At 65.2% G+C, this 23,564-nt stretch carries 22 protein-coding genes; 7 read left to right on the top strand and 15 right to left on the bottom strand.

Annotated features, from left to right (window positions below; genetic code table 11):
• Nucleotides 1-7 precede the first annotated feature (7 nt).
• The 3 genes from thrC to alaC are packed head-to-tail and all read right to left on the bottom strand — an operon-like array spanning nt 8 to nt 3,893.
• Nucleotides 8-1,408 carry a threonine synthase gene (gene thrC, locus VDP74_RS10215; RefSeq protein ID WP_322999522.1) on the bottom strand — a complete coding sequence of 467 codons (1,401 nt, stop codon included), beginning with the start codon at nt 1,406-1,408 and terminating at the stop codon, nt 8-10.
• The gene (locus VDP74_RS10210) at nt 1,405-2,709 is read right to left on the bottom strand and encodes a homoserine dehydrogenase (RefSeq protein WP_322999521.1); all 1,305 of its coding nucleotides are present in this window, start codon (nt 2,707-2,709) and stop codon (nt 1,405-1,407) included. Before VDP74_RS10210 ends, thrC begins: the two co-directional genes overlap by 4 nt.
• Nucleotides 2,706-3,893 (bottom strand): alanine transaminase, encoded by a 1,188-nt coding sequence (alaC, locus tag VDP74_RS10205; RefSeq protein ID WP_322999520.1) that lies wholly within the window; start codon nt 3,891-3,893, stop codon nt 2,706-2,708. The genes VDP74_RS10210 and alaC overlap by 4 nt, the downstream gene beginning before the upstream one ends.
• Nucleotides 3,894-4,083: 190 nt before the next feature.
• On the opposite strand from alaC, the gene VDP74_RS10200 reads away from it, so the two are divergent.
• The 4 genes from VDP74_RS10200 to pdxA are packed head-to-tail and all read left to right on the top strand — an operon-like array spanning nt 4,084 to nt 7,882.
• Complete coding sequence (locus VDP74_RS10200) at nt 4,084-4,530, top strand: Mth938-like domain-containing protein (RefSeq protein WP_322999519.1); 447 nt, start codon at nt 4,084-4,086, stop codon at nt 4,528-4,530.
• The gene (locus VDP74_RS10195; protein WP_322999518.1) at nt 4,527-4,997 is read left to right on the top strand and encodes a peroxiredoxin; all 471 of its coding nucleotides are present in this window, start codon (nt 4,527-4,529) and stop codon (nt 4,995-4,997) included. Before VDP74_RS10200 ends, VDP74_RS10195 begins: the two co-directional genes overlap by 4 nt.
• Nucleotides 4,998-5,016: 19 nt before the next feature.
• Nucleotides 5,017-6,888, top strand: coding sequence for a PhoH family protein (locus VDP74_RS10190; RefSeq protein ID WP_322999517.1), 1,872 nt, complete (start codon nt 5,017-5,019; stop codon nt 6,886-6,888).
• Complete coding sequence (gene pdxA, locus VDP74_RS10185; RefSeq protein WP_322999516.1) at nt 6,869-7,882, top strand: 4-hydroxythreonine-4-phosphate dehydrogenase PdxA; 1,014 nt, start codon at nt 6,869-6,871, stop codon at nt 7,880-7,882. The genes VDP74_RS10190 and pdxA overlap by 20 nt, the downstream gene beginning before the upstream one ends.
• Before the next feature lie 76 nt (nt 7,883-7,958).
• Here the strand turns inward: pdxA and VDP74_RS10180 are convergent, their stop codons facing one another.
• The 9 genes from VDP74_RS10180 to VDP74_RS10140 all read right to left on the bottom strand — a co-directional run bounded on the left by VDP74_RS10180 (nt 7,959) and on the right by VDP74_RS10140 (nt 14,987).
• Nucleotides 7,959-9,329 (bottom strand): replicative DNA helicase, encoded by a 1,371-nt coding sequence (locus VDP74_RS10180; protein ID WP_322999515.1) that lies wholly within the window; start codon nt 9,327-9,329, stop codon nt 7,959-7,961.
• Nucleotides 9,330-9,447: 118 nt separating this feature from the next.
• Entirely contained in the window at nt 9,448-9,903 is a 456-nt protein-coding gene (gene rplI / locus VDP74_RS10175; protein WP_322999514.1) for a 50S ribosomal protein L9, read from the bottom strand.
• A 15-nt stretch (nt 9,904-9,918) separates the two neighbouring features.
• Nucleotides 9,919-10,191 (bottom strand): 30S ribosomal protein S18, encoded by a 273-nt coding sequence (gene rpsR, locus VDP74_RS10170; protein WP_066456389.1) that lies wholly within the window; start codon nt 10,189-10,191, stop codon nt 9,919-9,921.
• 45 nt (nt 10,192-10,236) lie between these two features.
• The gene (priB, locus tag VDP74_RS10165) at nt 10,237-10,530 is read right to left on the bottom strand and encodes a primosomal replication protein N (RefSeq protein ID WP_322999513.1); all 294 of its coding nucleotides are present in this window, start codon (nt 10,528-10,530) and stop codon (nt 10,237-10,239) included.
• Nucleotides 10,531-10,549: 19 nt separating this feature from the next.
• The gene (rpsF, locus tag VDP74_RS10160; protein WP_322999512.1) at nt 10,550-10,918 is read right to left on the bottom strand and encodes a 30S ribosomal protein S6; all 369 of its coding nucleotides are present in this window, start codon (nt 10,916-10,918) and stop codon (nt 10,550-10,552) included.
• A 174-nt stretch (nt 10,919-11,092) separates the two neighbouring features.
• Complete coding sequence (gene folE2 / locus VDP74_RS10155; RefSeq protein ID WP_322999511.1) at nt 11,093-11,902, bottom strand: GTP cyclohydrolase FolE2; 810 nt, start codon at nt 11,900-11,902, stop codon at nt 11,093-11,095.
• Entirely contained in the window at nt 11,899-13,758 is a 1,860-nt protein-coding gene (dxs, locus tag VDP74_RS10150) for a 1-deoxy-D-xylulose-5-phosphate synthase (RefSeq protein WP_322999510.1), read from the bottom strand. Before dxs ends, folE2 begins: the two co-directional genes overlap by 4 nt.
• Before the next feature lie 33 nt (nt 13,759-13,791).
• Nucleotides 13,792-14,712 carry a farnesyl diphosphate synthase gene (locus VDP74_RS10145; protein WP_322999509.1) on the bottom strand — a complete coding sequence of 307 codons (921 nt, stop codon included), beginning with the start codon at nt 14,710-14,712 and terminating at the stop codon, nt 13,792-13,794.
• Complete coding sequence (locus VDP74_RS10140) at nt 14,709-14,987, bottom strand: exodeoxyribonuclease VII small subunit (protein ID WP_322999508.1); 279 nt, start codon at nt 14,985-14,987, stop codon at nt 14,709-14,711. The genes VDP74_RS10145 and VDP74_RS10140 overlap by 4 nt, the downstream gene beginning before the upstream one ends.
• Before the next feature lie 200 nt (nt 14,988-15,187).
• On the opposite strand from VDP74_RS10140, the gene VDP74_RS10135 reads away from it, so the two are divergent.
• Nucleotides 15,188-16,318 (top strand): aromatic ring-hydroxylating dioxygenase subunit alpha, encoded by a 1,131-nt coding sequence (locus tag VDP74_RS10135; protein WP_322999507.1) that lies wholly within the window; start codon nt 15,188-15,190, stop codon nt 16,316-16,318.
• Between the two features lie 61 nt (nt 16,319-16,379).
• On the opposite strand, the gene VDP74_RS10130 is transcribed toward VDP74_RS10135, so the two are convergent.
• Nucleotides 16,380-17,246 (bottom strand): sulfurtransferase, encoded by an 867-nt coding sequence (locus tag VDP74_RS10130; protein ID WP_322999546.1) that lies wholly within the window; start codon nt 17,244-17,246, stop codon nt 16,380-16,382.
• Nucleotides 17,246-18,151, bottom strand: a complete 906-nt coding sequence (locus VDP74_RS10125; protein WP_322999506.1) for a DMT family transporter — start codon at nt 18,149-18,151, stop codon at nt 17,246-17,248. The genes VDP74_RS10130 and VDP74_RS10125 overlap by 1 nt, the downstream gene beginning before the upstream one ends.
• An 87-nt stretch (nt 18,152-18,238) precedes the next feature.
• Between VDP74_RS10125 and htpX the strand changes: the two genes are divergently transcribed.
• Entirely contained in the window at nt 18,239-19,114 is an 876-nt protein-coding gene (gene htpX / locus VDP74_RS10120; RefSeq protein ID WP_322999505.1) for a protease HtpX, read from the top strand.
• Between the two features lie 13 nt (nt 19,115-19,127).
• The gene (locus VDP74_RS10115) at nt 19,128-20,786 is read left to right on the top strand and encodes a Na/Pi cotransporter family protein (RefSeq protein WP_322999504.1); all 1,659 of its coding nucleotides are present in this window, start codon (nt 19,128-19,130) and stop codon (nt 20,784-20,786) included.
• Between the two features lie 33 nt (nt 20,787-20,819).
• Here the strand turns inward: VDP74_RS10115 and polA are convergent, their stop codons facing one another.
• Complete coding sequence (gene polA, locus VDP74_RS10110; RefSeq protein ID WP_322999503.1) at nt 20,820-23,546, bottom strand: DNA polymerase I; 2,727 nt, start codon at nt 23,544-23,546, stop codon at nt 20,820-20,822.
• Nucleotides 23,547-23,564: the final 18 nt, after the last annotated feature.

Here is a 23,564-nt window from a genome sequence, read left to right as displayed (position 1 = left end):
TTGCCGTCTACAGAGCGTATCGGTGCAGGTAGTCGGCCACCTGCCGGGCGTCGCAATCCATGATCTCGACGCGCTGCGGGCGCTGCTGCAGATCCTGCAGATCGGCCGGCACGGCCGGGGCCTGGCCGGTCGCCTCGACCAGGGTTTCGGCGAACTTGGCCGGCAAGGCGGTTTCCAGCACCAGCATGGGCACACCGGGTTCCAGATGCGCCTGCGCGACATGCACGCCATCAGCCGTATGCGGGTCGATCAGCACGCCGGTTTCGGCATGGATGGCCCGGATCGTCGCCAGGCGGTCGGCATGTGAACTGGCTCCGGCCACAAAGCCATAGCGTTCGGTGAACTGCGCTTTCAGATCCGACAGGTCGAATTCGCCATTCTGACGCAGTTCATCCATCAGCGAACGCACCCGAGCCGCGTCCTGCCCCACCAGATCAAAGATGAAGCGCTCGAAATTGGAGGCCCGCGAAATGTCCATCGACGGGCTGGACGTGGCGTAGGTCTGGCTGGCGGGACGCGGCCGGTAGACGCCCGTGCGGAAGAACTCCTCCAGCACGTTGTTTTCATTGGTGGCCAGCACCAGTCGGCGAATCGGCACCCCCATCTGCCGTGCCAGATGGCCGGCCAGGATATTGCCGAAATTTCCCGAAGGGACGGCAAAGGACACGGCCTGCCCGGGCCCCTGGGTGGCCCGCAGCCAGCCCCAGACGTAGTACACGATCTGGGCGGCGATGCGCGCCCAGTTGATGGAGTTCACGGCCCCCAGACGATGAGCGCTCTTGAATTCCAGGTTGCCCGCCAGGGCCTTGACGATGTCCTGGCATTCGTCGAACACGCCGCGCACGGCGATGTTGTGGATGTTGGCATCCTGCAGGGAATACATCTGCGCCCGCTGGAAGGCGCTCATGCGGCCGTGCGGCGAGAGCATGAACACCGCTACGCCGCGCTTGCCGCGCAGCGCGTATTCCGCCGCCGATCCCGTATCGCCCGAAGTCGCTCCCAGGATGTTCAGGGTCTGGCCGCGCTGCGCCAGCACATATTCGAAGATCTGGCCCAGGAACTGCATGGCCATGTCCTTGAATGCCAGGGTCGGGCCTTCGGACAGGCCCAGCAGGGACAGGCCGGGACGCAGGGGCTTGACCGGCGCGATCTGCGGGAAGACGTCCGTCGCATAGGCCGCCTGCGTCATGCGCAGCAGATCGGGCGCCGGGACGTCGTCGATGAACAGGCCCAGCACCCGCGCCGCCAGTTCCGCATAGGACAGGCCGCGCCAGGATTCCAGCGTATCGGCATCCAGCCGGGGCAGGGTTTCGGGCAGGGTCAGGCCGCCGTCCGGCGCCAGGCCTTCGAGCAGGATGTCGCAAAAGGGCAAGGGGGCCATGCCGCCCCGAGTGGACTGATATTTCACGCCAGGTTCTCCACGCGCAGACGCGTGACGTCTGAACGGACAAAGGGCTGAGCCTGCATGACGCGCAGAGCATCGTCCACGTCCCCTTCGCGGGCCTCGTGGGTCAGGAAAATGATGTCGGCCTGATGTTCGCCATGCGGCTGCTGGAACATGGACCCCACGGAAATGCCGGCGCCCGACAGGATGCGGGCCAGATCGGCCAGCACACCCGGGCGGTCGTCGACCCGCAGGCGCAGATAGAAGCTGGAACGCACCTCGGCCATGGGCAGCACGGGGATGTCCACCACGGATTCCGGCTGAAAAGCCAGATGGGGCACGCGATGTTCCGGATCGGCCATTTGCAGCCGGGCCACGTCCACCAGATCGGCCACGACGGCCGAAGCCGTGGGCAAGGAGCCGGCGCCCTGTCCGTAGTACATCGACAGTCCCACGGCATCGCCGCGCACCAGCACGGCGTTCATGGCGCCTTCGACGTTGGCCAGCAGGCAGTCGGCCGGCACCAAGGTGGGATGCACGCGCAACTCGATGCCGTCATGGCGGCGGCGGGTGATGCCCAGCAGCTTGATGCGATAGCCCAGGCGATCGGCATGCACGATGTCTTCGGATGCCAGGCCGGAAATGCCTTCCGTGGTGGCCTTGTCGAACTGCACCGGAATGCCGAAGGCCAGCGATGCCAGCAGCGTGAGCTTGTGCGCGGCATCCACGCCTTCGATGTCGAAGGTCGGGTCGGCCTCGGCGTAGCCCAGGCGCTGGGCTTCGGCCAGCACGGCATCGAAGGGCAGGCCGCGCTGGCGCATTTCCGACAGGATGAAATTGGTCGTGCCGTTGATGATGCCCGCCACCCACTGGATGCGGTTGGCGGTCAGGCCCTCGCGGATGGCCTTGATGATGGGAATGCCCCCGGCGACGGCGGCCTCGAAGGCCACCATCACGCCCTGGGCCTGAGCAGCGGCGAAGATCTCATTGCCGTGCATCGCCAGCAGCGCCTTGTTGGCGGTGACGATGTGCTTGCCCTGGCGGATGGCCTCCAGCATGCAGTCCCGGGCAATGGTGTCGCCCCCCATCAGCTCGACGATGATGTCGATGTCCGGATCCCGCACCAACGCCATTCCGTCGGTGACGACACGCACGTCTGGCCCCACCAGGGCGCGGGCCTTGGCGACGTCGCGCACGGCGATCCCCGCAACCTCGATGCGCCGCCCCGCCCGACGCGCGATCTCGCCGCCGTTCTGGGCCAACACCGTCCAGACGCCGCCACCGACGACGCCCAGACCCAACAAACCGATCCGGATGGGTTTCATTTCAACAGCCCGTCCTTACGAAACATGTCCTTGATGCCGCGCACCGCCTGGCGGGTGCGCTGCTCGTTTTCAATCAGCGCGAAGCGCACGTATTCGTCTCCGTAATCGCCGAAGCCCACGCCGGGCGACACTGCGACCTTTGCCTCGGCCAGCAGGCGCTTGGAGAATTCCAGCGAGCCCTGCGCCCGGTAGGGCTCGGGAATGTGCGCCCAGATGTACATGGACGCCTTGGGCACGTCCACCATCCAGCCGGCTTCGTGCAAGCCCTTGGCCAGCACGTCGCGGCGGCGGCGGTACTGTTCGACGACTTCCGCCACACAGTCCTGCGGGCCTTCCAGGGCGGCGATGGCCGCAACCTGGATGGGCGTGAAGGTGCCGTAGTCGTGGTAGCTCTTGATGCGGGCCAGGGCATTGACCAGTTCGCGGTTGCCCACCATGAAGCCGATCCGCCACCCCGCCATGTTGTAGCTCTTGCTCATGGTGAAAAATTCCACCGCCACGTCACGCGCGCCGGGCACCTGCATGATGGAGGGCGCCACATAGCCGTCGAAGGTGATGTCGGCATAGGCCAGGTCGTGCACGACCAGGATACCGTGTTCCCGCGCCAGTTCGACGATGCGCTCGAAGAATGACAATTCAACGCACTGCGCCGTCGGGTTGCTGGGAAAACCCAGGATCATCATCTTGGGCTTGGGGATGGCCTCGCGCACGGCGCGCTCGATTTCCTCAAAGAAATCCAGGCCGGGCGTCATGGGCACGGACCGGATATTGGCGCCGGCAATCACGGCCCCGTAGATATGGATGGGGTAGCTGGGATTGGGCACCAGCACGGTGTCGCCCCGGTCCAGGGTCGCCAGCATCAGATGCGCCAGGCCTTCTTTCGAGCCGATGGTGACGATGGCCTCGCTATCCGGATCGAAGTCCACCCCATAGCGGCGCTGATACCAGCCGGTGATCGCCCGGCGCAGGCGTGGGATGCCCTTGGACACCGAATAGCCGTGGGTGTCCTCGCGTTCGGCGACCTCGACCAGCTTTTCGACGATGTGCCTGGGGGTCGGGCCGTCGGGATTGCCCATCGACATGTCGATGATGTCCTCGCCGCGCCGCCGGGCAGCCATCTTCAGTTCCCCGGTGATGTTGAACACATAGGGGGGCAGGCGCTCGATGCGCGGGAAGGTCGTCATGATGGTCCTCGGACTGGGCAGGGAAGAAATCGGCAGCGAATGATTGCAGTGCAGCAAATCCGATAATCTAGCGCATGCACCGGTGACTCGCAAATCCAGCCCCCATGAAATCGCGGAAAGAAATTGCGCCAAGCGCGCCACGGCGCGGCAACGCTATTGCGCTATCATCACAGGAACTCTGGAGCGTTCCGTGTTATTGCAAAAAGATTTCAACCCTGCCCTGAACACCGTCACGGCCTACGGGGAACACCACCTGGAGATCAACCGGGTCCGATTCGAGACCGCCGTGTGCTTCGGGCCCGAAGGCCCCGTGCGACAGGTCGAACTGCTGACGGCGACCGACATTGACGCAGTCTTCCTGAAGGCCCTGATCGGCCTGGATGCCGCCCGCCAGAACCCCATGGACTTCCTGGACGACGCGCCCGCCGCGCTGCCCGAAGGCGCCCCCGAAGTGCTGCTGATCGGCACCGGAACGCGACAGACGTTTCTATCCCCCGAGGTCACGCGCCCCTTGCTGCAACTGGGCATCGGCGTAGAGACCATGACCACCCAGGCCGCCGCTCGCACCTACAACATTCTCATGTCCGAAGAGCGCCGCGTCCTGGCCCTGTTACTACCCGGAGATCCCCGCGCATGACATCCGTTGCCATTGGCCAGGCCCTGCCCGCCTTCCAGGCCGACTCCACCCACGGCCCCGTCGATTCCTCTGCTCTGCGGGGCACGCCGTTCGTCCTCTATTTCTACCCCAAGGACAACACGCCGGGCTGCACGACCGAATCCCAGGACTTCCGCGATCTGCACGACCAGTTCCAGGCTCTCGGCTGCCACGTCTACGGCATTTCCCGCGACTCGCTGAAATCCCACGAAAACTTCACGGACAAGCAAAGCCTGCCTTTCCCGCTGATCTCCGACCCGGACGAAGCCCTCTGCGGCCTGTTCGACGTCATGAAGCTGAAGAACATGTACGGCAAGCAGGTACGCGGCATCGACCGCAGCACCTTCCTGATCGACCGGAGCGGCATCCTGGTCCAGGAATGGCGCGGCGTTCGCGTCCCTGGCCATGCGGCGGAAGTCCTTCAAGCCGCCCGAAATCTGGCAGCCTAAGCCCACCACAGGAGCCTTCATGCCCCTTCCCAAAGCGCCGGCCCGTCTCGGCGACATCGTGGACCCTACCCCTGCCGCCAGCCGGCAGGCCATCCCCGAGGCACCGGCCCCGGCACCCGTCGCAGCGGCGTCTGCCGTCGCGGCGCCCGCAACCGCATCCCGGCCCAAGCGGCCACTGGCGGCGATCCTGACAACCAAGCCCGCGCCTGCTGCGCCTGCTGCGCCTGCCGTCCAGGCGGTCCCCGCCACCAAGGCCGCACCCGCAAGCCAGGCAGTTCCCGGTGCCAAGATCGCTCCAGCAGCCCAAGCCGCCCCTGCCGCCAAGGCCGCGCCCGCCGCCCCGGCAAGCACCGCGCCAGCTGCCAGAACAGCGGCGCCAGGCAAACGCGACACGGTCCAGACGGATACATCCCGCCTGATCACGCAGTCCGAAGCGGCCAAGGCCGCCAAGGCTCCTGCACCCGCCAAGGCCAAATCCAAGCGCCTGCCCACCGCCCAGCGCAAATTGTTCGTACTGGACACCAACGTGCTGCTGCACGATCCGTCCTCGCTGTTCCGCTTCGCCGAACACGACGTGTTCCTGCCCATGATCGTGCTCGAAGAGCTCGATCATCAGAAGAAAGGCATGTCCGAAGTCGCCCGCAACGCCCGCCAGGTCAGCCGCTCGCTGGACGAACTCATCACCACGGGCGATCTCAACAAGGGCATCCCGCTGGATACCTCCGGCAACAAGGACGCCCTGGGCTCGCTGTATTTCCAGACCCGGCCCACGGATACCCACCTGCCGATCGAACTGCCCATGGGCAAGGCTGACAACGTCATCCTCAGCATCGTCCACGGCCTGCGTCAGGAATCGCCCAAACGCGAGATCGTGCTGGTGTCCAAGGACATCAACATGCGCCTGAAGGCGCGTGCCCTGAACCTGCCTGCCGAAGACTACCTGAACGACCACGTGCTGGACGATTCGGATCTGCTGTACGACGGCATCACGCCGCTGCCGGACAACTTCTGGATCAAGCACGGCAAAGACATCGAATCCTGGCAGCAGGGCGGCCTGACCTGGTACCGCGTGCGCGGCCCCCTGTGCAGCCAGTTCAGCGTCAACGAATTCGTCTACTACGACGGCGACATGCCGCTGTCCGCTCAGGTGCGCGAGGTCACCGGCAAGAGCGCCGTGCTGGCCACGCTGCGCGACTTCAGCCACGCAAAGAACAGCGTCTGGGGCATCACGGCGCGCAACCGCGAGCAGAATTTCGCCCTGAACCTGCTGATGAACCCGGACATCGACTTCGTGTCGCTGCTGGGACAGGCCGGCACGGGCAAGACCCTGCTGACGCTGGCCAGCGCGCTGGCCCAGACCCTGGAGACGAAACGCTACACGGAAATCATCATCACCCGCGCCACGGTGCCGGTGGGCGACGACATCGGTTTTCTACCCGGCACCGAGGAAGAAAAGATGCTGCCCTGGATGGGCGCCCTGGAAGACAATCTGGAAGTCCTGCACCAGGGGTCGGGCGGCGCAATCAGCTCCAGCGGCAACGGCCAGGACTGGAACAAGACCCCGGCCATGGACCTGATCCGCTCGCGCATCAAGGTCAAGTCCCTGAACTTCATGCGTGGCCGTACCTTCCTGAACAAATTCCTGATCATCGACGAGGCCCAGAACCTGACGCCCAAGCAGATGAAAACGCTGATCACGCGGGCCGGCCCGGGCACCAAGATCGTCTGCCTGGGCAACATCGCGCAGATCGATACGCCCTATCTCACCGAAGGCAGTTCGGGCCTGACCTACGTGGTGGACCGATTCAAGGGCTGGCTGCACGCCGGGCACATCACCTTGCAGCGCGGTGAACGCTCGCGCCTGGCCGACTATGCCAGCGACGCCCTGTAGCCCCCGCGCCGCCCTGCCCCTGGCCTTCACCCTGGGGGACGCGGCGGGCATCGGTCCGGAACTGATCGTGCGCCTGTTCGCCGAAGGCCTGCCCCATCCGGCGGTGGTTTACGGCGATTCCGGCGCGCTGGAGCGCGCCTGCCAGGCCCTGGGGCTGGACGGACGGTTGCAGATCCAGCCGCTGGCGCAGCCCGAAGCCGGCACCACGGGCGATACCATCGGGGTCCTGAACCGCTGGCAGGCGCTGCCGGCCGATCTGCCTGCGGGCCGCCTGGACGCCCGCGCGGGGCGCGGCGCCTACGAATACCTGTGCCACGCCATCGACGACGCCCAGGCGGGGCGCCTGCGGGCCTTGGTGACGGCCCCGTTGCACAAGGGCGCCATGCATGCCGGCGGCATCGACTTCCCCGGCCATACCGAAATCCTGGCGGCACGCACCGACACGGCGGACTACGCCATGATGCTGGCCAACGAAGAACTGCGGGTGCTGCTGGTGACGATCCACATCGCCCTGGCGGACGTGCCCGCAGCGCTCAGCCAGGCAGCGGAAATCCGCGCCATCCGCCTGGCGCAGCGTGCTTGCCGGCAGGCCGGTATCGCCCACCCCCGGATCGCGGTGGCGGGGCTCAACCCCCATGCCGGCGAAGGCGGAGCCTTCGGCAATGAAGAAACGCTGCACATTGCACCCGCCATCGCGCAGGCCCGAGCCGAAGGCCTGGACGTCTCGGGCCCCTGGCCCGGGGATACGATCTTCATGCGAGCCCGCCAGGGCGAATTCGATATCGTCGTGGCCCAGTACCACGATCAGGGATTGATCCCCGTGAAATACCTGGGTCTGGACGAAGGCGTAAACGTGACGGTCGGCCTGCCCTTCGTGCGCACCAGCGTGGACCACGGCACGGCCTTCGACATTGCGGGCCAAGGGATCGCTGATCCCGCCTCCCTGCGTGCAGCGATGCGCATGGCCTTGCGCATGACGGCCCACGAACTCTAAGCAGCGCACCAGGCCAAGCCCTGCCCCGCTCGGCCGCTGCTGATGCGACCGCCCAAAAGGCTGGCCGCCGACGCAATCAGAACCCGGGAGCCGCCGAGAAGTTCAGGAAGCGCGTGCTGGCGCCCTGGAAGGTCAGGCGCACGGTCCCGATGGGGCCGTTACGCTGCTTGCCGATGATGATTTCCGCCGTGCCCTTGTCCGGCGAATCGGGGTTATAGACCTCGTCGCGGTAGATGAAGATGATCACGTCGGCGTCCTGTTCGATAGCGCCGGATTCACGCAGGTCGCTCATGACGGGACGTTTGTTGGGGCGCTGTTCCAGGCTGCGGTTCAGCTGCGACAGCGCGACCAGCGGGCAGTTCAGTTCCTTGGCCAGGCTCTTCAGGGAACGGCTGATCTCGGAGATTTCCGTGGCGCGATTTTCCCCGCCGCTACCGGACATCAGCTGGATGTAGTCGATGATGATCATCCCCAACTGGCCGCACTGGCGCGACAGGCGCCGCGCGCGCGCGCGCACTTCCATGGCCGTCAACGCGGGGGTTTCATCGATGTAGATCTGCGCCTGTTCGACCTTTTGCACGGCATGGGTCAGGCGCGGCCAATCGTCCTGGTTCAGCTTGCCGGTACGCATGCGGTGCTGGTCCAGCATGCCCACGGAACCGATCATGCGCATGGCCAGTTGCACGGCGCCCATTTCCATGGAAAACACTGCCACCGGCAGGCCCTGCTCGATGGCCACGTGTTCGCCGATGTTCATGGAAAACGAGGTCTTGCCCATGGACGGGCGCCCCGCCACGATGACCAGATCGCCCGGTTGCAGGCCCGAGGTCATGCGATCCAGGTCGTCAAAGCCCGTGGGCACCCCGGTGACATCGGAATCGCCCTCGCGATGATAGAGTTCATCGATGCGTTCCACCACCTGGGCCAGCAGGGGGCGGATTTCCTGGAACCCCGCCATGCCCCTCGCGCCTTCCTGGGCGATCTGGAATACCCGCGATTCGGCTTCGTCCAGGATCTGGCGGGCTTCCTTGCCCTGCGGGTTGAAGGCGGCGGAGGAAATCTCGTCCGAAATCGATACCAGCTTGCGCAGCATGGATCGTTCACGCACGATCTCGGCATAGCGGCGGATATTGGCCGCCGAAGGCGTGTTGTGCGCCAGCGCATTCAGATACGGCAGGCCACCCGTGTCATCGGCCTTGCCGGCATTCGTCAGGGATTCATGCACCGTGATCACGTCGGCCGGACGGGCCAGCGCCACCAGCCGGGTGATGTGCTGCCAGATCAGGCGGTGATCGAAACGGTAGAAATCGTCTTCGACCAGAACGTCTGCGACGCGATCGAACGCCGCATTATCCAGCAGCAGCCCGCCCAGGACCGATTGTTCGGCCTCGATGGAATGCGGTGGCACCCGCAGATAGTCCAGTTGGGTATCGTTTTCGATTTCCACCGTCAGTCCCTAGAATCCATGCAATGCTGCAAAAAAAAGGCCGGCATGGCGCCGGCCTTTTTTCAAGCTGCCCTGCCATTCCTCACTGGGAGGAATGTAGCACGGCACACCTGTGCGATTACGCCATTTCGCCCTGAACGGTCAGGGTGATGTCGGCCACCACGTCGGCGTGCAGGGCCACCTGCAGCGGGAACTCGCCCACGGCCTTGATGGCGCCGTCCGGCATGCGGACCTGGCCCTTGTGCACGTCGGAGAAGCCGGCCTGTTGCAAGGCAGCAGCGACGTCCATGTTGGTGACGGAACCGAACAGACGGCCATCGACCCCAGCCTTCTGGCTGATGACGAAGGCGAAGCCGTGCAGTTTTTCGGACATGGCCTGGGCGGCAGCCAGCTTTTCAGCCTGGTGCTTTTCCAGTTCGGCGCGGCGGGCCTCGAATTCCTTCAGGGCGGTTTCGGTCGCGCGGCGGGCGATCTTCTGGGGAATCAGGTAGTTGCGGGCGTAGCCATCGCGCACACGCACCACATCACCCAGGTTCCCGAGATTGACGACTTTTTCAAGCAGAATGACTTGCATGACGGGGACCTCGGTTTAGTTATGGTTGTCGGTGTACGGCAACAGGGCCAGAAAGCGGGCACGCTTGATGGCGGTATCCAACTGGCGCTGATAGTGAGCCTTGGTGCCGGTCAGGCGGGCCGGGATGATCTTGCCGTTTTCCTGGATGAAATCACGCAGCGTGTCCAGGTCCTTGTAGTCGATTTCCTCGACCTTGGCGACCGTGAAACGGCAGAATTTGCGGCGCTTGAACAGCGGATTCTGTTGCCCGAATTTGCGTTTTTCTTTCGACTTCTTGAAGTAAGCCATGATGTTTGCCTTTGTCTGGTTCCGGGACGCGCCCGGAGGGTTCATTCAATGTGCCTGCACAAGCTGCTGGATATGCAATACCAGCCGATCCGATCCTTGTCGTTGCGGCGCCAGGAATCCGATGATCTGCACCTGGCTGCCCACGGGGGTCTTGGCCAGGATCAGAGCGACGTCTCCCAGAGCCACCGCCTTGAATTCCATGGAAATCTGGCGGGGAAGGCCGGCTTCGAGGACCTGGGATTCATGGGCCATCTGCAACCGCAACACGGGCAGTCCTGCCGGTGTGTGGCGCAAAGGCGGAATCTCGATCAATGTCGCAGCCAGCTCGACTCGGTTCACGGATCGCGCGAGTGCCGGATCAGGAGTTCGACGTCTCGGCGGTGGAAGCCTTGCGGGCCTCTTCGCGTTCGACCGATTTCATCATGATCGACGGCTCGGTGTGAGCATGCTTGGTCTTGATGAACAGGTGACGCAGGATGGCGTCGTTGTAGCGGAACGAGTGTTCCAGTTCGTCCAGGGCGGCCTGACCACACTCGATGTTGAAGCACACGTAGTGCGCCTTGACGAGTTTCTGGATCGGGTAGGCCAACTGGCGACGGCCCCAGTCTTCGAGACGGTGGATCTGGCCGCCGTTGCTCGTGACCATGGTCTGGTAGCGCTCGATCATGGCGGGCACTTGCTCGCTTTGATCGGGATGCACAATAAACACTACTTCGTAGTGACGCATGAATGACTCCTTGTGGATATCTGCGATGTTGACAGACAGCCCGCCGGCACTGGTGTTGGCCCGTTTTGATGGGAAGCAATCCAGGAACGGTCGAGCAAGTAACCCGCAATTCTAACATAGCAATGGGCTTGGTGTCCCCCGTTTCTTCAGGAAGACGACCCAGCCGCCAGGCCGTCAACGGCTGCTCACCACCGCATATGCCGAATGATTGTGGATGGATTCAAAGTTTTCGGCTTCGACCTCGTAGGCGGTAACGCCAGGCAGCCCCTGCAGCATGACGGCCACGTCGCGCACCAGATCCTCGACGAACTTCGGGTTCTCGTAAGCGCGTTCGGTCACGAATTTCTCGTCGGCGCGCTTCAACAGCCCCCAGAGTTCGGACGAGGCCTGGGCCTCGATACGCGCGATCAGATCATCCAGCGCAGGGGCCCGGTCGGGTGCGCATTCGAGGCGCACGGTGACATGGGACCGCTGATTATGGGCGCCGTATTCGGAAATGGCCTTGGAACACGGACACAGGCTGGTGACCGGCACCAGCACCCGCAAGGCGAAGGCCGGATCCTGGCCCTGGCGGGCCCGGACCGTCCAGCCGACCTGATAGTCCATCAGGCTGCGCACCCCGGACACGGGGGCCGTCTTGTCGACGAAATAAGGAAAACTGGCCGTGACGTCGCCCGCCTGGGCCTGCAGCCGATCCAGCATGGACTGGGTCATGGCGCACAAGGCGGCTGGCGTCATCGGCTGGCTGCGGTGTGATTCCAGCAGCGCGATGAAGCGCGACATATGGGTGCCTTTTTCTTCCGGCGGCAGGGCGACGGTCATCTCCCAGTCGGCGATGGTGGCCTGCGGCTGGCCGGCCGTGGCCACCAGCAAGGGGTGGCGCACCCCGCGCACGCCAACCCGCTGAATGGCGATATGCCGGGTATCGGCGCTGCTTTGCACGTCCGGCATGGCGACGGCTGCCGGCTCCAGCAAGGTGTTCATGAACGTGTCCTTTCCAAACGCAGGCGTATCGACGCCTCGATCCCTTGGGCATCCAGGCCGAGTCCGGCGAGGATGGCCTTCTGGTCCCCGTGATCGATGAATTCATCCGGCAGCCCCAACTGCAGGACCGGGCGCACGATCGCCTCCCGATGGAAGTATTCCGTCACTGCGCTGCCGGCGCCACCCATGATGGCGGCCTCTTCGACCGTGACGAACAGCGTATGCGTATCCGCCAGCCGTGCCAGCAGGGCCTCGTCCAGCGGCTTGACGAAGCGCATGTCCACCAACGTGGCGTCCAGCGCCTCGGCGGCCTGGGCGGCCTGCGACAGCAGGGTGCCAAAGACCAGCACGGCGACATCCCTGCCCTCGCGGCGCACCACGGCGCGGCCAATGTCCACAGGATCCAGGCCGTCGCCGGGCTCAGCCCCTGTCCCTGCCCCGCGCGGATAGCGCACCGAGGCCGGCCCGGGATGGTGATAGCAGGCATTGAGCAACAGGCGGGCCTCGTGCTCATCCGAGGGCGTGGCCACCACCATGTTCGGGACGCAGCGCAGATAGGCGATGTCGTAATTTCCCGCATGGGTAGCCCCATCGGCGCCCACGATGCCGGCACGATCCAGGGCGAAGGTCACGTCCAGATTCTGCAGGGCCACATCGTGGATCAGCTGATCGTAGCCGCGCTGCAGGAAGGTCGAATAAATGGCGACGACCGGCTTGCAGCCCTCGCAGGCCAGGCCTGCGGCAAAGGTGACGGCGTGCTGCTCCGCGATGCCGACGTCGAAATAACGTTGCGGAAACTGGCGTTCGAATTCAACCAACCCGCTGCCCTCGCGCATGGCCGGCGTGATGCCGATCAGCCGGCTATCGCTGGCAGCCATGTCGCACAACCAGCGGCCAAAGACCTGGGTGAAGGTGCGGCGGGCCGGCTGGGCGGGCTTCTGGATGCCGACCGAAGGATCGAATTTCCCCGGCCCGTGATACAGCACGGGGTCTGCCTCGGCCAGCTTGTAACCCTGCCCCTTGCGGGTGACGACATGCAGGAACTGCAGGCCCTTGAGGGCGCGAATGTTTTCCAGCGTCGGGATCAGGGCTTCCAGGTCATGGCCGTCGATGGGGCCCATGTAGTTGAAGCCCAGTTCCTCGAACAAGGTGGCCGGCGAGAGCATGCCCTTGGCATGGCCTTCGAGCTTGCGCGCCAGGGCCAGGGCCGGCGGCACGTGCTGCAGCACGGCACGCCCCATCATCTTCGCGCGGGCATAGAACTGCCCCGACAGCAACCGGGCGAAATAATAGTTCAGGGCGCCGACCGGCGGCGAGATCGACATGTCGTTGTCGTTCAGGACCACCAGCAGATTGACGTCCGGCGTCACGCCGGCGTTGTTCAGAGCCTCGAAGGCCATGCCCGCCGTCATGGCGCCATCGCCGATCACGGCGATGTGCTGGCGGTCGAGGCCGGCGTTGCGGGCAGCCACCGCCATGCCCAGCGCCGCCGAGATCGAGGTCGACGAATGCGCGGTTCCGAAGGCGTCGTAGGGGGATTCGCTGCGTTTCGGAAAACCGGAAATCCCGCCCTGCTGCCGCAGGCCGGCCATGGCTTCGCGGCGGTTGGTCAGGATCTTGTGCGGATAGGACTGATGCCCGACATCCCAGATCAGACGGTCATCGGGCGTATTGAAGGCGTAATGCAGCGCCAGCGTCAGTTCGACCGTGCCCAGGTTCGAGGACAGATGCCCTCCGGTGCGGGCCACGGAATCCAGCACGAAGGCCCGCAGTTCAGCAGCCAGGTCTTTCAGTTCCCGCCGATCCAGGCGGCGCAGATCGGCCGGCGAGGCGATCCCTTCCAGTAGAGTTGTCATCTTGTCTTCTTCATGTCGGCCCGGCCCCTGGATTCAATGGGTCCGGCCAATGATGTAATCGGCCAGTTCACGCAGCCGGCAGGCCGAAGGCCCCAGCGGCAGCAGGGCCTGATGGGCCTGTTCGCGCAAATTCAGCAGCAGTTCGCGCGATGCGTCCAGCCCCAGGATGGATACATAGGTGGGCTTGCCCTGCGCGGCGTCCTTGCCGGCGGTCTTGCCCAGGGTCGCGGAGTCTGCTGTGACGTCCAGAATATCATCGACGACCTGAAATGCCAGCCCCATGGCGGCCGCATAGGATTCCAGGCCGGTACGCACCGTGGAACTGGCACCGGCCACCACGCCGCCCAGCAGCACGCTGGCTTCGAGCAGGGCGCCGGTCTTCATGCGATGCATGCGTTGCAGGGACTCGATGGACAGGGCCTGCCCGACGCTGGCGCAATCGATGGCCTGTCCCCCCACCATGCCATCGCTGCCGGCGGCGCGCGCCAGCAACTGCACGGCCTGGACGATCAGGGCCGGTGCGATCGGCATCTGCACCAGGCAATCGAAGGCCAGCGGCTGCAAGGCATCGCCCGCCAGCATGGCCAAGGCCTCGTCGTCGAACTGACGGTGCACGGTCGGCCGGCCGCGCCGCAGGTCGTCGTCGTCCATGCAGGGCAGATCGTCGTGAATCAGGGAATAGGCATGGATCAGTTCCACGGCAGCGGCTGCGCCGTCCAGAGCCAGGTCCTGGGCGGCAGCCGCCACCCCAGGCGTGCAGCTGGCCTCGCCCGCCGCCAGCACCAGGGCTGCGCGGATGCGTTTGCCCGGCCCCAGCACGGCATAGCGCATGGCCTCGTGCAGGCGCGCCGGGCCGTCGTCTTCCCGGGACGGCAGAACCTCGTCGAGCACTGCGCCGACATGGGCTACGGCGTCCTGCAGCCACTGATCGAAACTACCGGCCACCACGGTCATGACGCATCCCGCCCCTGGGGGTCCTGGAAGGGTTCCAGCAGTTGCCCCTGGAGCACCTGCACCTGCTGTTCGGCAGCATCCAGGCGCTGCTGGCAGACGCGCGCCAACGCCACCCCGCGCTGATAAAGCGCGATGGATTCTTCCAGGCCCAGATTGCCATCGCCCATGCGGGCCGCCAGCGATTCGAGTTCAGCCAGCGCCGATTCGAAATCAGCGGGCAATGCCTCTGGCGCCTGCGAAGCATCTGGGCGCGGCGCGGTTTTTTCCTTGACCATGGGGTTTCATCATTGACGTCCAGACTGGATTGTACGAGAACCCCGGGGCCGGGGGAAAATGCCGGCTCCGGACCCTGCGGAGCGGCCCCGGAAATCGGCCCTGCCCGGCTGGGGTACAATTTTTGCCCCTGTCCCGTCCCCGGCGGGCATTTTCTTCGCACCGGCCTCATCGGCCGGCATCATTCTTGGCGGGGGGAATCATGAGCTATCCAACCATCCCTTCCGGCGCGGACCTGGCCAGCCAGTTGCCCGTCCATCATTATTTCGATCCCGCCATCCTGGCGCGAGAACGACAGCAGATATTCGCCCACAGCGCACGCTACGTCGGCCACGAACAGATGGTGCCGGAACCCGGCGACTGGCGCACCCTGACCCACGAAGGCGGCGGGCGCGTGCTGCTGCGCGACCGCCACGAAGTGCGCCTGCTGTCCAACGTATGCCGCCACCGCCAGGCGCTGATGCTGGGCAGCCAGGACGGCCGCAACGCGGCCTGCGCATCCGGAAACCTGTGCCAGACGGGCGGGCGCATCCTGTGTCCGGTGCACCACTGGAGCTACGACACCCAGGGCAAGCTGCTGGACGCGCCCCTGTTCCCGGAACAGCCGGATGCCCGATTGGCCGATTTCCCGCTGCATCGCTACCACGGCCTGCTCTTCGAGGGCGAACGCCACCCCGCACAAGACCTGGACGGCCTGTTCGCCCGCCCGGAATTCGCCTTCAGCGACTACCAGCTGGATCACGTCGAAATCCACACCTGCCGCTACAACTGGAAAACCTTCATCGAAGTCTATCTGGAGGACTACCACGTCGGCCCCTTCCATCCGGGATTGGGGCAGTTCGTGACCTGCGACGACCTGAACTGGGAGTTCGGCGACTTCCACAGCATGCAGAAGGTCGGCGTACACCAGGCGCTGGGGCAGCCGGGCACGGACGTCTACCGCCAATGGCACGACCGCCTGCTGCAGTACCGGTCCGGGTCGACGCCGGATTTCGGAGCGATCTGGGTGACGTATTTCCCCACCCACATGATCGAACTCTACCCGCACGTGCTGGTGCTCTCGACCCTGCACCCGGTCAGTCCCCAGGAAACCGTCAACGTCATCGAGTTCTACTACCCCGAGGAAATCGTCGCCTTCGAGCGCGAATTCATCGAGGCACAGCGAGCCGCCTACATGGAAACTGCCGTGGAAGACGATGAAATCGGCGAACGCATGGATGCTGGACGCCGCGCTCTGATGCAGCGCGGCACCAGCGAATGCGGCCCCTACCAGAGCCCGCTGGAAGACGGGATGGCGCATTTCCACGCCTGGTACCGGCGCCTGATGGCCTGACATCCCGAAGACAAAGGCCCCGCGCGTTGCCGCCGGGGCCCGGGTGATACAAGATCGGGCATCAGCGCCCGCGCGCCACTGGCCGTTCGGGATCGCTGCACCATTCGCTCCAGGATCCGGGATACAGAGCCGAGCCCCGCAGACCGGCCAGTTCCATGGCAAAGAGGTTGTGGCAGGCCGTGATGCCCGAGCCGCATTGATGCACGATGCCGTGATCCAGCCGGCCGCCCAGCAGGGTTTCGAATTCCTGGCGCAGGCGGGCTGCGGGCTTGAAGCGGCCGTCCGATTCCACGTTCTGCACAAAGGGCCGGTTCAGCGCCCCGGGGATGTGCCCGCCGACCGGATCCATGGGCTCGACTTCGCCGCTGAAACGCTCGGGCGCCCGGGCGTCCAGCACCGTGAAACGAGGCTCGTCCAGATTGGACAGCACTGCCCGCGCGTCGACCGCCGGCATGGACGGCGGCCCGGTCAGCACGAGGCCCTGCAAGGCCTGGGCCTCGCTGACGGAAGCCGTGCGGGGGCCGGTGTCGACCGCTCCGCCCAGGGCCTGCCAGGCAGCCCAGCCACCGTCGAGCACGGCCACGGATTCATGCCCCAGCCAGCGCAGCATCCACCACAGGTGGGCGGCGAACATGCTGTTGCCCGCATCGTAGACGACCACATCGGATCGCGCCGTCAGGCCCTGCGCCCGCAGCAGGGCGGCGAAATCGGCCCTGTCCGGCAGCGGGTGGCGGCCATTGCGCCCCGTGCGCGGCGCGCACAGCTGGGTCTCATGATCCAGGTACAGGGCGCCCGGAATGTGGCCGGCCTCGTAGGCGCGGCGACCCGCCTGGTGATCGGCCAGATCGTGGCGCACGTCGAACACCAAGCAGCCCGGACGGCTCAAGCGGTCGCGCAATGCCTCTGCCTGAATCAGTAAGTCGGTCATCATGATGGGTTTACCTCCTTGGTCTGCTGTGCCCCTGCGAGCGGTCGGCTGCGCAGGGTGCGGGATTCCATATGCGTACGCCATACCGACAACAAGCCCGAACCGATGATCAGCGCCATGCCTGCCCAGGCCAGCGGAGCCGGTCGATCACCCCAGAACAGGATGCCGATCAGCGCGGCAAAGATGATGGTGGTGTACTGAAGGGCGGCCGTCAACAGGGTAGACCCCAAGCCGAATGCGCGCGTCATGGTGAGCTGCCCCACCAGGCCGGCCAGGCCCAGTCCGGTCAGGGCCAGCAATGCCAGGGGGTCGGACGTGCGCCAGCCCTGCACACCGATGCCGACCACGCCGCTGATGCACACACCGATGGAAAACAGCAGCACGGTGCGCCATTCAGGTTCGCCGATCTGTCCCAGCTGACGGATCTGCATCATGGCGATGGCGGCCAGCCCCCCTGCCCCCAGACCCATCAGGGCAGCCATCCATTGATCGTGTTCGACGCTGGGCCGCAGAATGCCCAGCACACCCAGAAAACCGGCCAGCACCGCCAGCACGCGAACGGGATCGCGCTGGGCACCGCCGAAGAACATCAGCCAGCCGGCAATGAACAGCGGTGCAGTGTAATTCAGGCTGATGGCAGTCGGCAGGGCCAGTTGCGACAAGGCGAAGAACCCCAGCCACATCGAGGCGATCCCGCTGATATTGCGCCAGATGTGCAGACGCCAGCTGGAGGGGCGGATGGTGCGGCGCGTGGACCGAGCCCAGAAAAACAGCAGCAGGACCGATGGAATGCCCCGGAAGAGCACGATTTCGGGCAAAGTGGCGCCCAGGTCGGCGGCGACCTTGACGAAGGCCCCCATCATGGCGAACATCGCACAGGCCAGCAGCATCCACAAGGACTGCATGTTTGTCACCACAACGGGATACAGTTCGCAAAGCCGATACTATACACTTTGGGCACATCAAAACCGACTCGCGGAGCCGTCCCTCACATGAAGCGCATCATCCTGTTTCTCGCCACCAATATGGCCGTCATGCTGGTGCTCAGCATCACCATGAACCTGCTGGGTGTTGGCCGTTATCTGACGGCCAACGGCATCAACCCGACCCAGCTGCTGGTCTTTGCGGCCGTCATCGGTTTTGGCGGGTCCTTCATTTCGCTGCTGATGAGCAAATGGATGGCCAAGACCAGCACGGGCGCCCACGTCATCGATCCCCAGGCACCGCGCAATCAGCGCGAGGCCTGGCTGGTGGACACCGTGCACCAGCTGGCCGACCGCGCCGGCATCGGCCGCCCCGAAGTCGCCATCTACGAAGGCGCGCCCAATGCCTTCGCCACGGGCGCCTTTCGCAATGAATCCCTGGTAGCAGTGTCCACCGGCCTGCTGTCGTCGATGACCGAAGAAGAAGTCACCGCCGTTCTGGGGCACGAGGTCGCCCACGTCGCCAACGGCGACATGATCACGCTGACCCTGATCCAGGGCGTGGTCAACACCTTCGTCATCTTCCTCTCGCGCCTGGTGGGCTATTTCATCGATCGCGCCATCCTGAAGAACGAACGCGGCGTGGGCATGGGCTACTACGCCAGCGTGCTCATCTGCGAAATCCTGTTCGGCGTGATCGCCTCGATCATCGTGGCATGGTTTTCCCGCCAGCGCGAATACCGGGCGGACGCAGGCTCTGCCCACCTGCTGGGTTCCCGCGAACCCATGATCCACGCCCTGGCGCGCCTGGGCGGCGTCGAAGCCGGCGAACTGCCAAAGTCCTTCCAGGCTGCGGGCATCACCGGCGGCGCCCTGGGCGCCCTGTTCGCCTCGCACCCGCCCATCGAACAGCGCATCGAGGCCCTGCGCCGCCAACAGACCTGAGCCAGGGCCCGCCATGCGAGAACTCCAGGTCATCGTCGCCTTCAGTGGATTCATCGCCCTGCTGCTGTGGGGCGTCCACATGGTGCAAACCGGAGTACAGCGGGCCTTCGGCAAGAGCCTCGGGCTGTGGATGGGACGGGCCATGGGGTCCCTGCCTCGCGCCTTCGGCACCGGCCTGCTGGTCACGGCCGCCATCCAGAGCAGCACCGCCACCGGGCTGATGATCGCCGGTTTTGCGATGGACGGGCTGGTTTCCCTGGTGCCAGGCCTGGCCGCCATGCTGGGCGCCAACGTCGGCACGACCCTGATCGTGCAAGCCTTGTCCTTCAATCCGACCATGCTGGCGCCGGGGCTGATCCTGATCGGCGTCTGGATGTTCCGACACTACGCTCCCGGGCGCGCCCGCGACCTGGGGCGCGCCTTCGTCGGCCTGGGCCTGCTGCTGCTGGCCCTGCAGGAACTCGTGACGATGTTCGAGCCGCTGAAAAGCGCGCCCATGCTGGGCACGGCGCTCGACGCTCTGGGCGAGGCACCGCTGCTGGCGCTGCTGGCCAGCACCGCGCTGACCTGGGCATCCCATTCCAGCGTGGCGGTCGTGGTGCTGATCATGTCGCTGGCGCATCACGGCCTGGCCGACCCCGCGCTGGCCTACACCCTGGTGCTGGGAGCCAATCTGGGCACCGCCATCAACCCGGTTCTGGAAGGCGGCCATGACGACAATCCGGCGTCCCGCCGCCTGCCAGTGGGCAACCTGGGCACCCGGGTCATCGGCTGCCTGCTGGGCATGGCCCTGCTGCCCTGGGCGCCCGACATCATGCAGGCCCTGGGCGGGGATCCGGCCCACGGGGTCGCCAATTTCCATCTGATCTTCAACCTGGTCGTGGCCGCCTGCTTCATGCCGATGCTGCGGCCCTACGCCCGGCTGCTGCAGCGCCTGATGCCGCAACGCAGCAACCCCGACGACCCGGCCCGCCCCCGCTACCTGGACGAGTCCGCCCGCGAAGTCCCCGCCGTGGCCCTGGGCCAGGCGGCCCGCGAAGCCCTGCGCCTGACGGACCTGCTGCGCGAATCCCTGCAGCTGACCCAACGCGCCCTGCTGCGGGACGACAACCCCGCCACCGGCCGCGCCCGCTACCTGAACGGGGTCATCGGCGAACTGGATCAGTCGGTCACCACCTACCTGGCGACCCTGGACCAGGAAAGCCTCAGCCCCGAGGATGAACAGTATCTGAAGGCCATCCTGACCTTTTCGATGAACATGGCCCATGCGGCCAGCGTCTCAGGCATGGGGCTGCTGGGCCATGCCAGCCGCCTGCACAAAAAACACTGGGCGCTGAGCGCCGAACAGCAGGCCGAACTCGCCGACACACTGGAGCGCCTGCAAAACAACCTGCGCCAGGCCGCGTCCCTGTTCGTGTCCGGCGACCGCCAGGTGGCTCGCACCCTGGCATTCGAAAAGGAATATTTTCGCACGCTGGAAACCAAGGCCGCCGACCGTCACCTGGACCGTATCAAGACCGGCCGGATCGACGTCGCCGAGGTCGGCGCCTTTTATCTGGAGATCCTGCGCGACGCGGGCGGCGTCAATGCCTACCTGGTCAACGCTGCCGCCTACCCGATCCTGGCCCGCCATGGCGAACTGCGGCCCAACCGGCTGCGCGAGGCAGACTGAACCGCCCGGCCTCGCGCCGGGCACGAAACGCAATCAGTGGGCCTCGCCCCAGTCACGCCCAACCCCGACTTCGGCCACCAGCGGCACCGCCAATTCGGCCACCCCCGCCATCAACTCAGGCACCCGCTGGCGCAGCACGTCGACTTCGTCGGGTGCCGCATCGAACACCAGTTCGTCATGCACCTGCATGACCATCAGGCTGCGCAGCCCGTCCGCAGACATCCAGTCCTGCACGGCAACCATGGCCATCTTGATCAGATCGGCTGCCGTCCCCTGCATCGGGGCGTTGATGGCGGCGCGTTCGGCTGCGGCTGCGCGGGGCCCCTTGGCGCCAGCCAGATCGGGAAAATACAGGCGCCGGCCAAAGACGGTTTCGACATAGCCCTGTTCCCGCGCCTGACGGCGAATGCGGTCCATGTATTCCGCCACGCCCGGATACCGCATGAAGTACCGATCGATATAGGATTTGGCCGCCGCGCGGGTGATGCCCAGATTGGACGCCAGGCCGAATTCACCCATACCGTAGATCAGGCCGAAATTGATGGCCTTGGCGGCCCGTCGGTGCTCGGCATCGACCTGGTCGGGGGCTACGCCGAAGACCTCGGCAGCCGTGGCGCGGTGGATGTCCTGGCCTTCGGCAAAGGCACGGCGCAGATTGGCGTCTCCCGACACATGCGCCATGACCCGCAATTCGATCTGGGAATAGTCGGCCGAGACAATACTGCCCAGGCTGGACACAAAGGCCGAACGCACCCGCCGACCCTCGGCCGTGCGCACCGGAATATTCTGCAGATTGGGATCCGATGAGGCCAGACGCCCGGTGATGACTGCTGCCTGGGCGTACCGCGTGTGCACCCGGCCCGTGCGCGCATCGATCATGCGCGGCAGTTTGTCGGTATAGGTGGATTTCAGTTTCGCGATGCCCCGGTAATCCAGCAGCAGGCGGGGCAAGGGATAGTCGGCTGCCAGACGAGTCAGGACGTCTTCGTCGGTGGACGGCGCCCCGCCAGCGGTCTTGCGCAGCACGGGCAGCTGCATCTGGGTGAACAGGATCTCGCCGAGCTGCTTGGGCGAATTCAGATTGAAGGGCTGGCCCGCCAGGGTATGCGCCTGGGCCTCCAGGTCGATCATCTGCTGCCCCAGTTCGTGGCTTTGCCGGGCCAGCACATCGGCGTCGATGGCCACACCGTTGCTCTCGATGCGAACCAGGACGTCCGAGGTACGGATTTCCAGTTCGTAGGTGCTCAGCAGGCCAGGGTGCGCCTGCACCTGCGGCAGCAGCACCTGGTGCAGGCGCAAAGTGAAATCGGCATCCTCGGCGGCATAGTGCGCGGCGCGTTCCAGGTCGACCTCGTCAAAGCCGATCTGGCGGGCGCCCTTGCCGCACAGGTCCTCGTAGGTAGTCCCCGTGACCCCCAGCCACTGGATGCACAGATCCTGCAGATTGACACGTCGATGCGACTGCAGCACATAGGCCTGCAGCATCGTGTCGTGGCGCACGCCGCGCAGGGCAAGGCCTTCGTTGGCGAACACGTGGGCGTCGTATTTGGCGTGATGCAGCAATTTGGGGGCGGCAGGATCCTCGATCCAGGGTCGCAACTGGTCCAGCACCCAGGCGCGATCCAGTTGGTCGGGCGTGCCGGGCGCGCGATGACCGACCGGGATGTAGGCCGCATGGCCCGGCTCGACCGCCATCGACAGGCCAACCAGGCGGGCCGCCATGGGGTCCAGGCTGGTGGTTTCAGTATCCAGTGCGACCAGGGGCGCCGCGCGCAGTCGTTCCAGCCACTGTGCGAAATGGTCCTGGTCCAGAATGGTCTCGTAACGCAGTTGATCAGGCGCCGACGGCACGGCCTGGGGCTGCGCCACGCGGGCGTCCTGCTGGGGCAACCGATCGGGGTCGCCGGTTGCCTCGCGCAGCCAGGACCGGAACCCGTATCGTTCGTACAGGCGGATCAGAGTCGCCTGATCGGGATCCCGCAAGGGCATGGCCGCCACCGCGTATTCAGGCGGCAGATCGCAATCCAGCTTGATCGTCAGCAAGTCGCGGGTCAGCGGAAAATGATCGACCGCCTGGCGCAGATTGGCCCCCGCAACACCCTTGATCTGTCCGGCCTGCGCCACCAGGGCCTCGATGCTGCCGTATTCATTCAGCCATTTCGCGGCTGTCTTGGGGCCGACCTTGTCCACGCCGGGCACATTGTCCACCGTGTCACCGGTCAGCATCAGATAGTCGATGATGCGTTCGGGCGGCACGCCGAACTTGCGGATCACGCCCTCGCGATCCTGGCGATCGCCCGACATGGTGTTGATCAGTTCCACCTGATCGTTCACCAACTGGGCCAGATCCTTGTCGCCAGTCGAAATGATGGTATAAAAGTCACTTTTGGCCGCCTGCACCGCCAACGTGCCGATCACATCGTCGGCCTCGACGCCGGGTGTCGCGATCACGGTCCAGCCCAATGCCGCCGCTGCCTCATGGATGGCGGGAATCTGGGCGCGCAGGTCCTCGGGCATGGACGGCCGATTGGCCTTGTATTGCGGATACATCTGTTCCCTGAACGACCCGCCAGGCGCATCGAACACGCAGGCGCCAAACTGCGCCGTGTCCTTGTAATCAGACACCAGCCTCCGTAACATGGAGATGACACCGTACAAGGCCCCCGTGGGTTCGCCCTGTGCATTACGCAAATCAGGCATCGCATGATAAGCGCGGTACAGGTAGCTGGACCCATCGACAAGCAACAAGGTTTTTTTCATGACAGACAACAAGACAAA

This window comes from Castellaniella sp. (genome assembly GCF_034674885.1).
GTDB lineage: Bacteria > Pseudomonadota > Gammaproteobacteria > Burkholderiales > Burkholderiaceae_B > Castellaniella.
Note: the sequence above shows the minus strand (reverse complement) of the source record. Positions and strands in the feature narration are given on the sequence as shown.

What these genes read in the sequence shown, in the direction of transcription:
- alaC (WP_322999520.1), bottom strand. Translation starts at nt 3,893, where the DNA reads ATGACGACCTTCCCGCGCATCGAGCGCCTGCCCCCCTATGTGTTCAAC.
- polA (WP_322999503.1), bottom strand. Translation starts at nt 23,546, where the DNA reads ATGAAAAAAACCTTGTTGCTTGTCGATGGGTCCAGCTACCTGTACCGC.
- VDP74_RS10135 (WP_322999507.1), top strand. Translation starts at nt 15,188, where the DNA reads ATGAGCTATCCAACCATCCCTTCCGGCGCGGACCTGGCCAGCCAGTTG.
- VDP74_RS10210 (WP_322999521.1), bottom strand. Translation starts at nt 2,709, where the DNA reads ATGAAACCCATCCGGATCGGTTTGTTGGGTCTGGGCGTCGTCGGTGGC.
- pdxA (WP_322999516.1), top strand. Translation starts at nt 6,869, where the DNA reads ATGCCAGCGACGCCCTGTAGCCCCCGCGCCGCCCTGCCCCTGGCCTTC.
- VDP74_RS10115 (WP_322999504.1), top strand. Translation starts at nt 19,128, where the DNA reads ATGCGAGAACTCCAGGTCATCGTCGCCTTCAGTGGATTCATCGCCCTG.
- VDP74_RS10130 (WP_322999546.1), bottom strand. Translation starts at nt 17,246, where the DNA reads ATGACCGACTTACTGATTCAGGCAGAGGCATTGCGCGACCGCTTGAGC.
- dxs (WP_322999510.1), bottom strand. Translation starts at nt 13,758, where the DNA reads ATGACAACTCTACTGGAAGGGATCGCCTCGCCGGCCGATCTGCGCCGC.
- rplI (WP_322999514.1), bottom strand. Translation starts at nt 9,903, where the DNA reads ATGCAAGTCATTCTGCTTGAAAAAGTCGTCAATCTCGGGAACCTGGGT.
- VDP74_RS10195 (WP_322999518.1), top strand. Translation starts at nt 4,527, where the DNA reads ATGACATCCGTTGCCATTGGCCAGGCCCTGCCCGCCTTCCAGGCCGAC.
- VDP74_RS10145 (WP_322999509.1), bottom strand. Translation starts at nt 14,712, where the DNA reads ATGACCGTGGTGGCCGGTAGTTTCGATCAGTGGCTGCAGGACGCCGTA.
- VDP74_RS10140 (WP_322999508.1), bottom strand. Translation starts at nt 14,987, where the DNA reads ATGGTCAAGGAAAAAACCGCGCCGCGCCCAGATGCTTCGCAGGCGCCA.
- htpX (WP_322999505.1), top strand. Translation starts at nt 18,239, where the DNA reads ATGAAGCGCATCATCCTGTTTCTCGCCACCAATATGGCCGTCATGCTG.
- VDP74_RS10125 (WP_322999506.1), bottom strand. Translation starts at nt 18,151, where the DNA reads ATGCAGTCCTTGTGGATGCTGCTGGCCTGTGCGATGTTCGCCATGATG.
- VDP74_RS10190 (WP_322999517.1), top strand. Translation starts at nt 5,017, where the DNA reads ATGCCCCTTCCCAAAGCGCCGGCCCGTCTCGGCGACATCGTGGACCCT.
- rpsF (WP_322999512.1), bottom strand. Translation starts at nt 10,918, where the DNA reads ATGCGTCACTACGAAGTAGTGTTTATTGTGCATCCCGATCAAAGCGAG.
- rpsR (WP_066456389.1), bottom strand. Translation starts at nt 10,191, where the DNA reads ATGGCTTACTTCAAGAAGTCGAAAGAAAAACGCAAATTCGGGCAACAG.
- folE2 (WP_322999511.1), bottom strand. Translation starts at nt 11,902, where the DNA reads ATGAACACCTTGCTGGAGCCGGCAGCCGTCGCCATGCCGGACGTGCAA.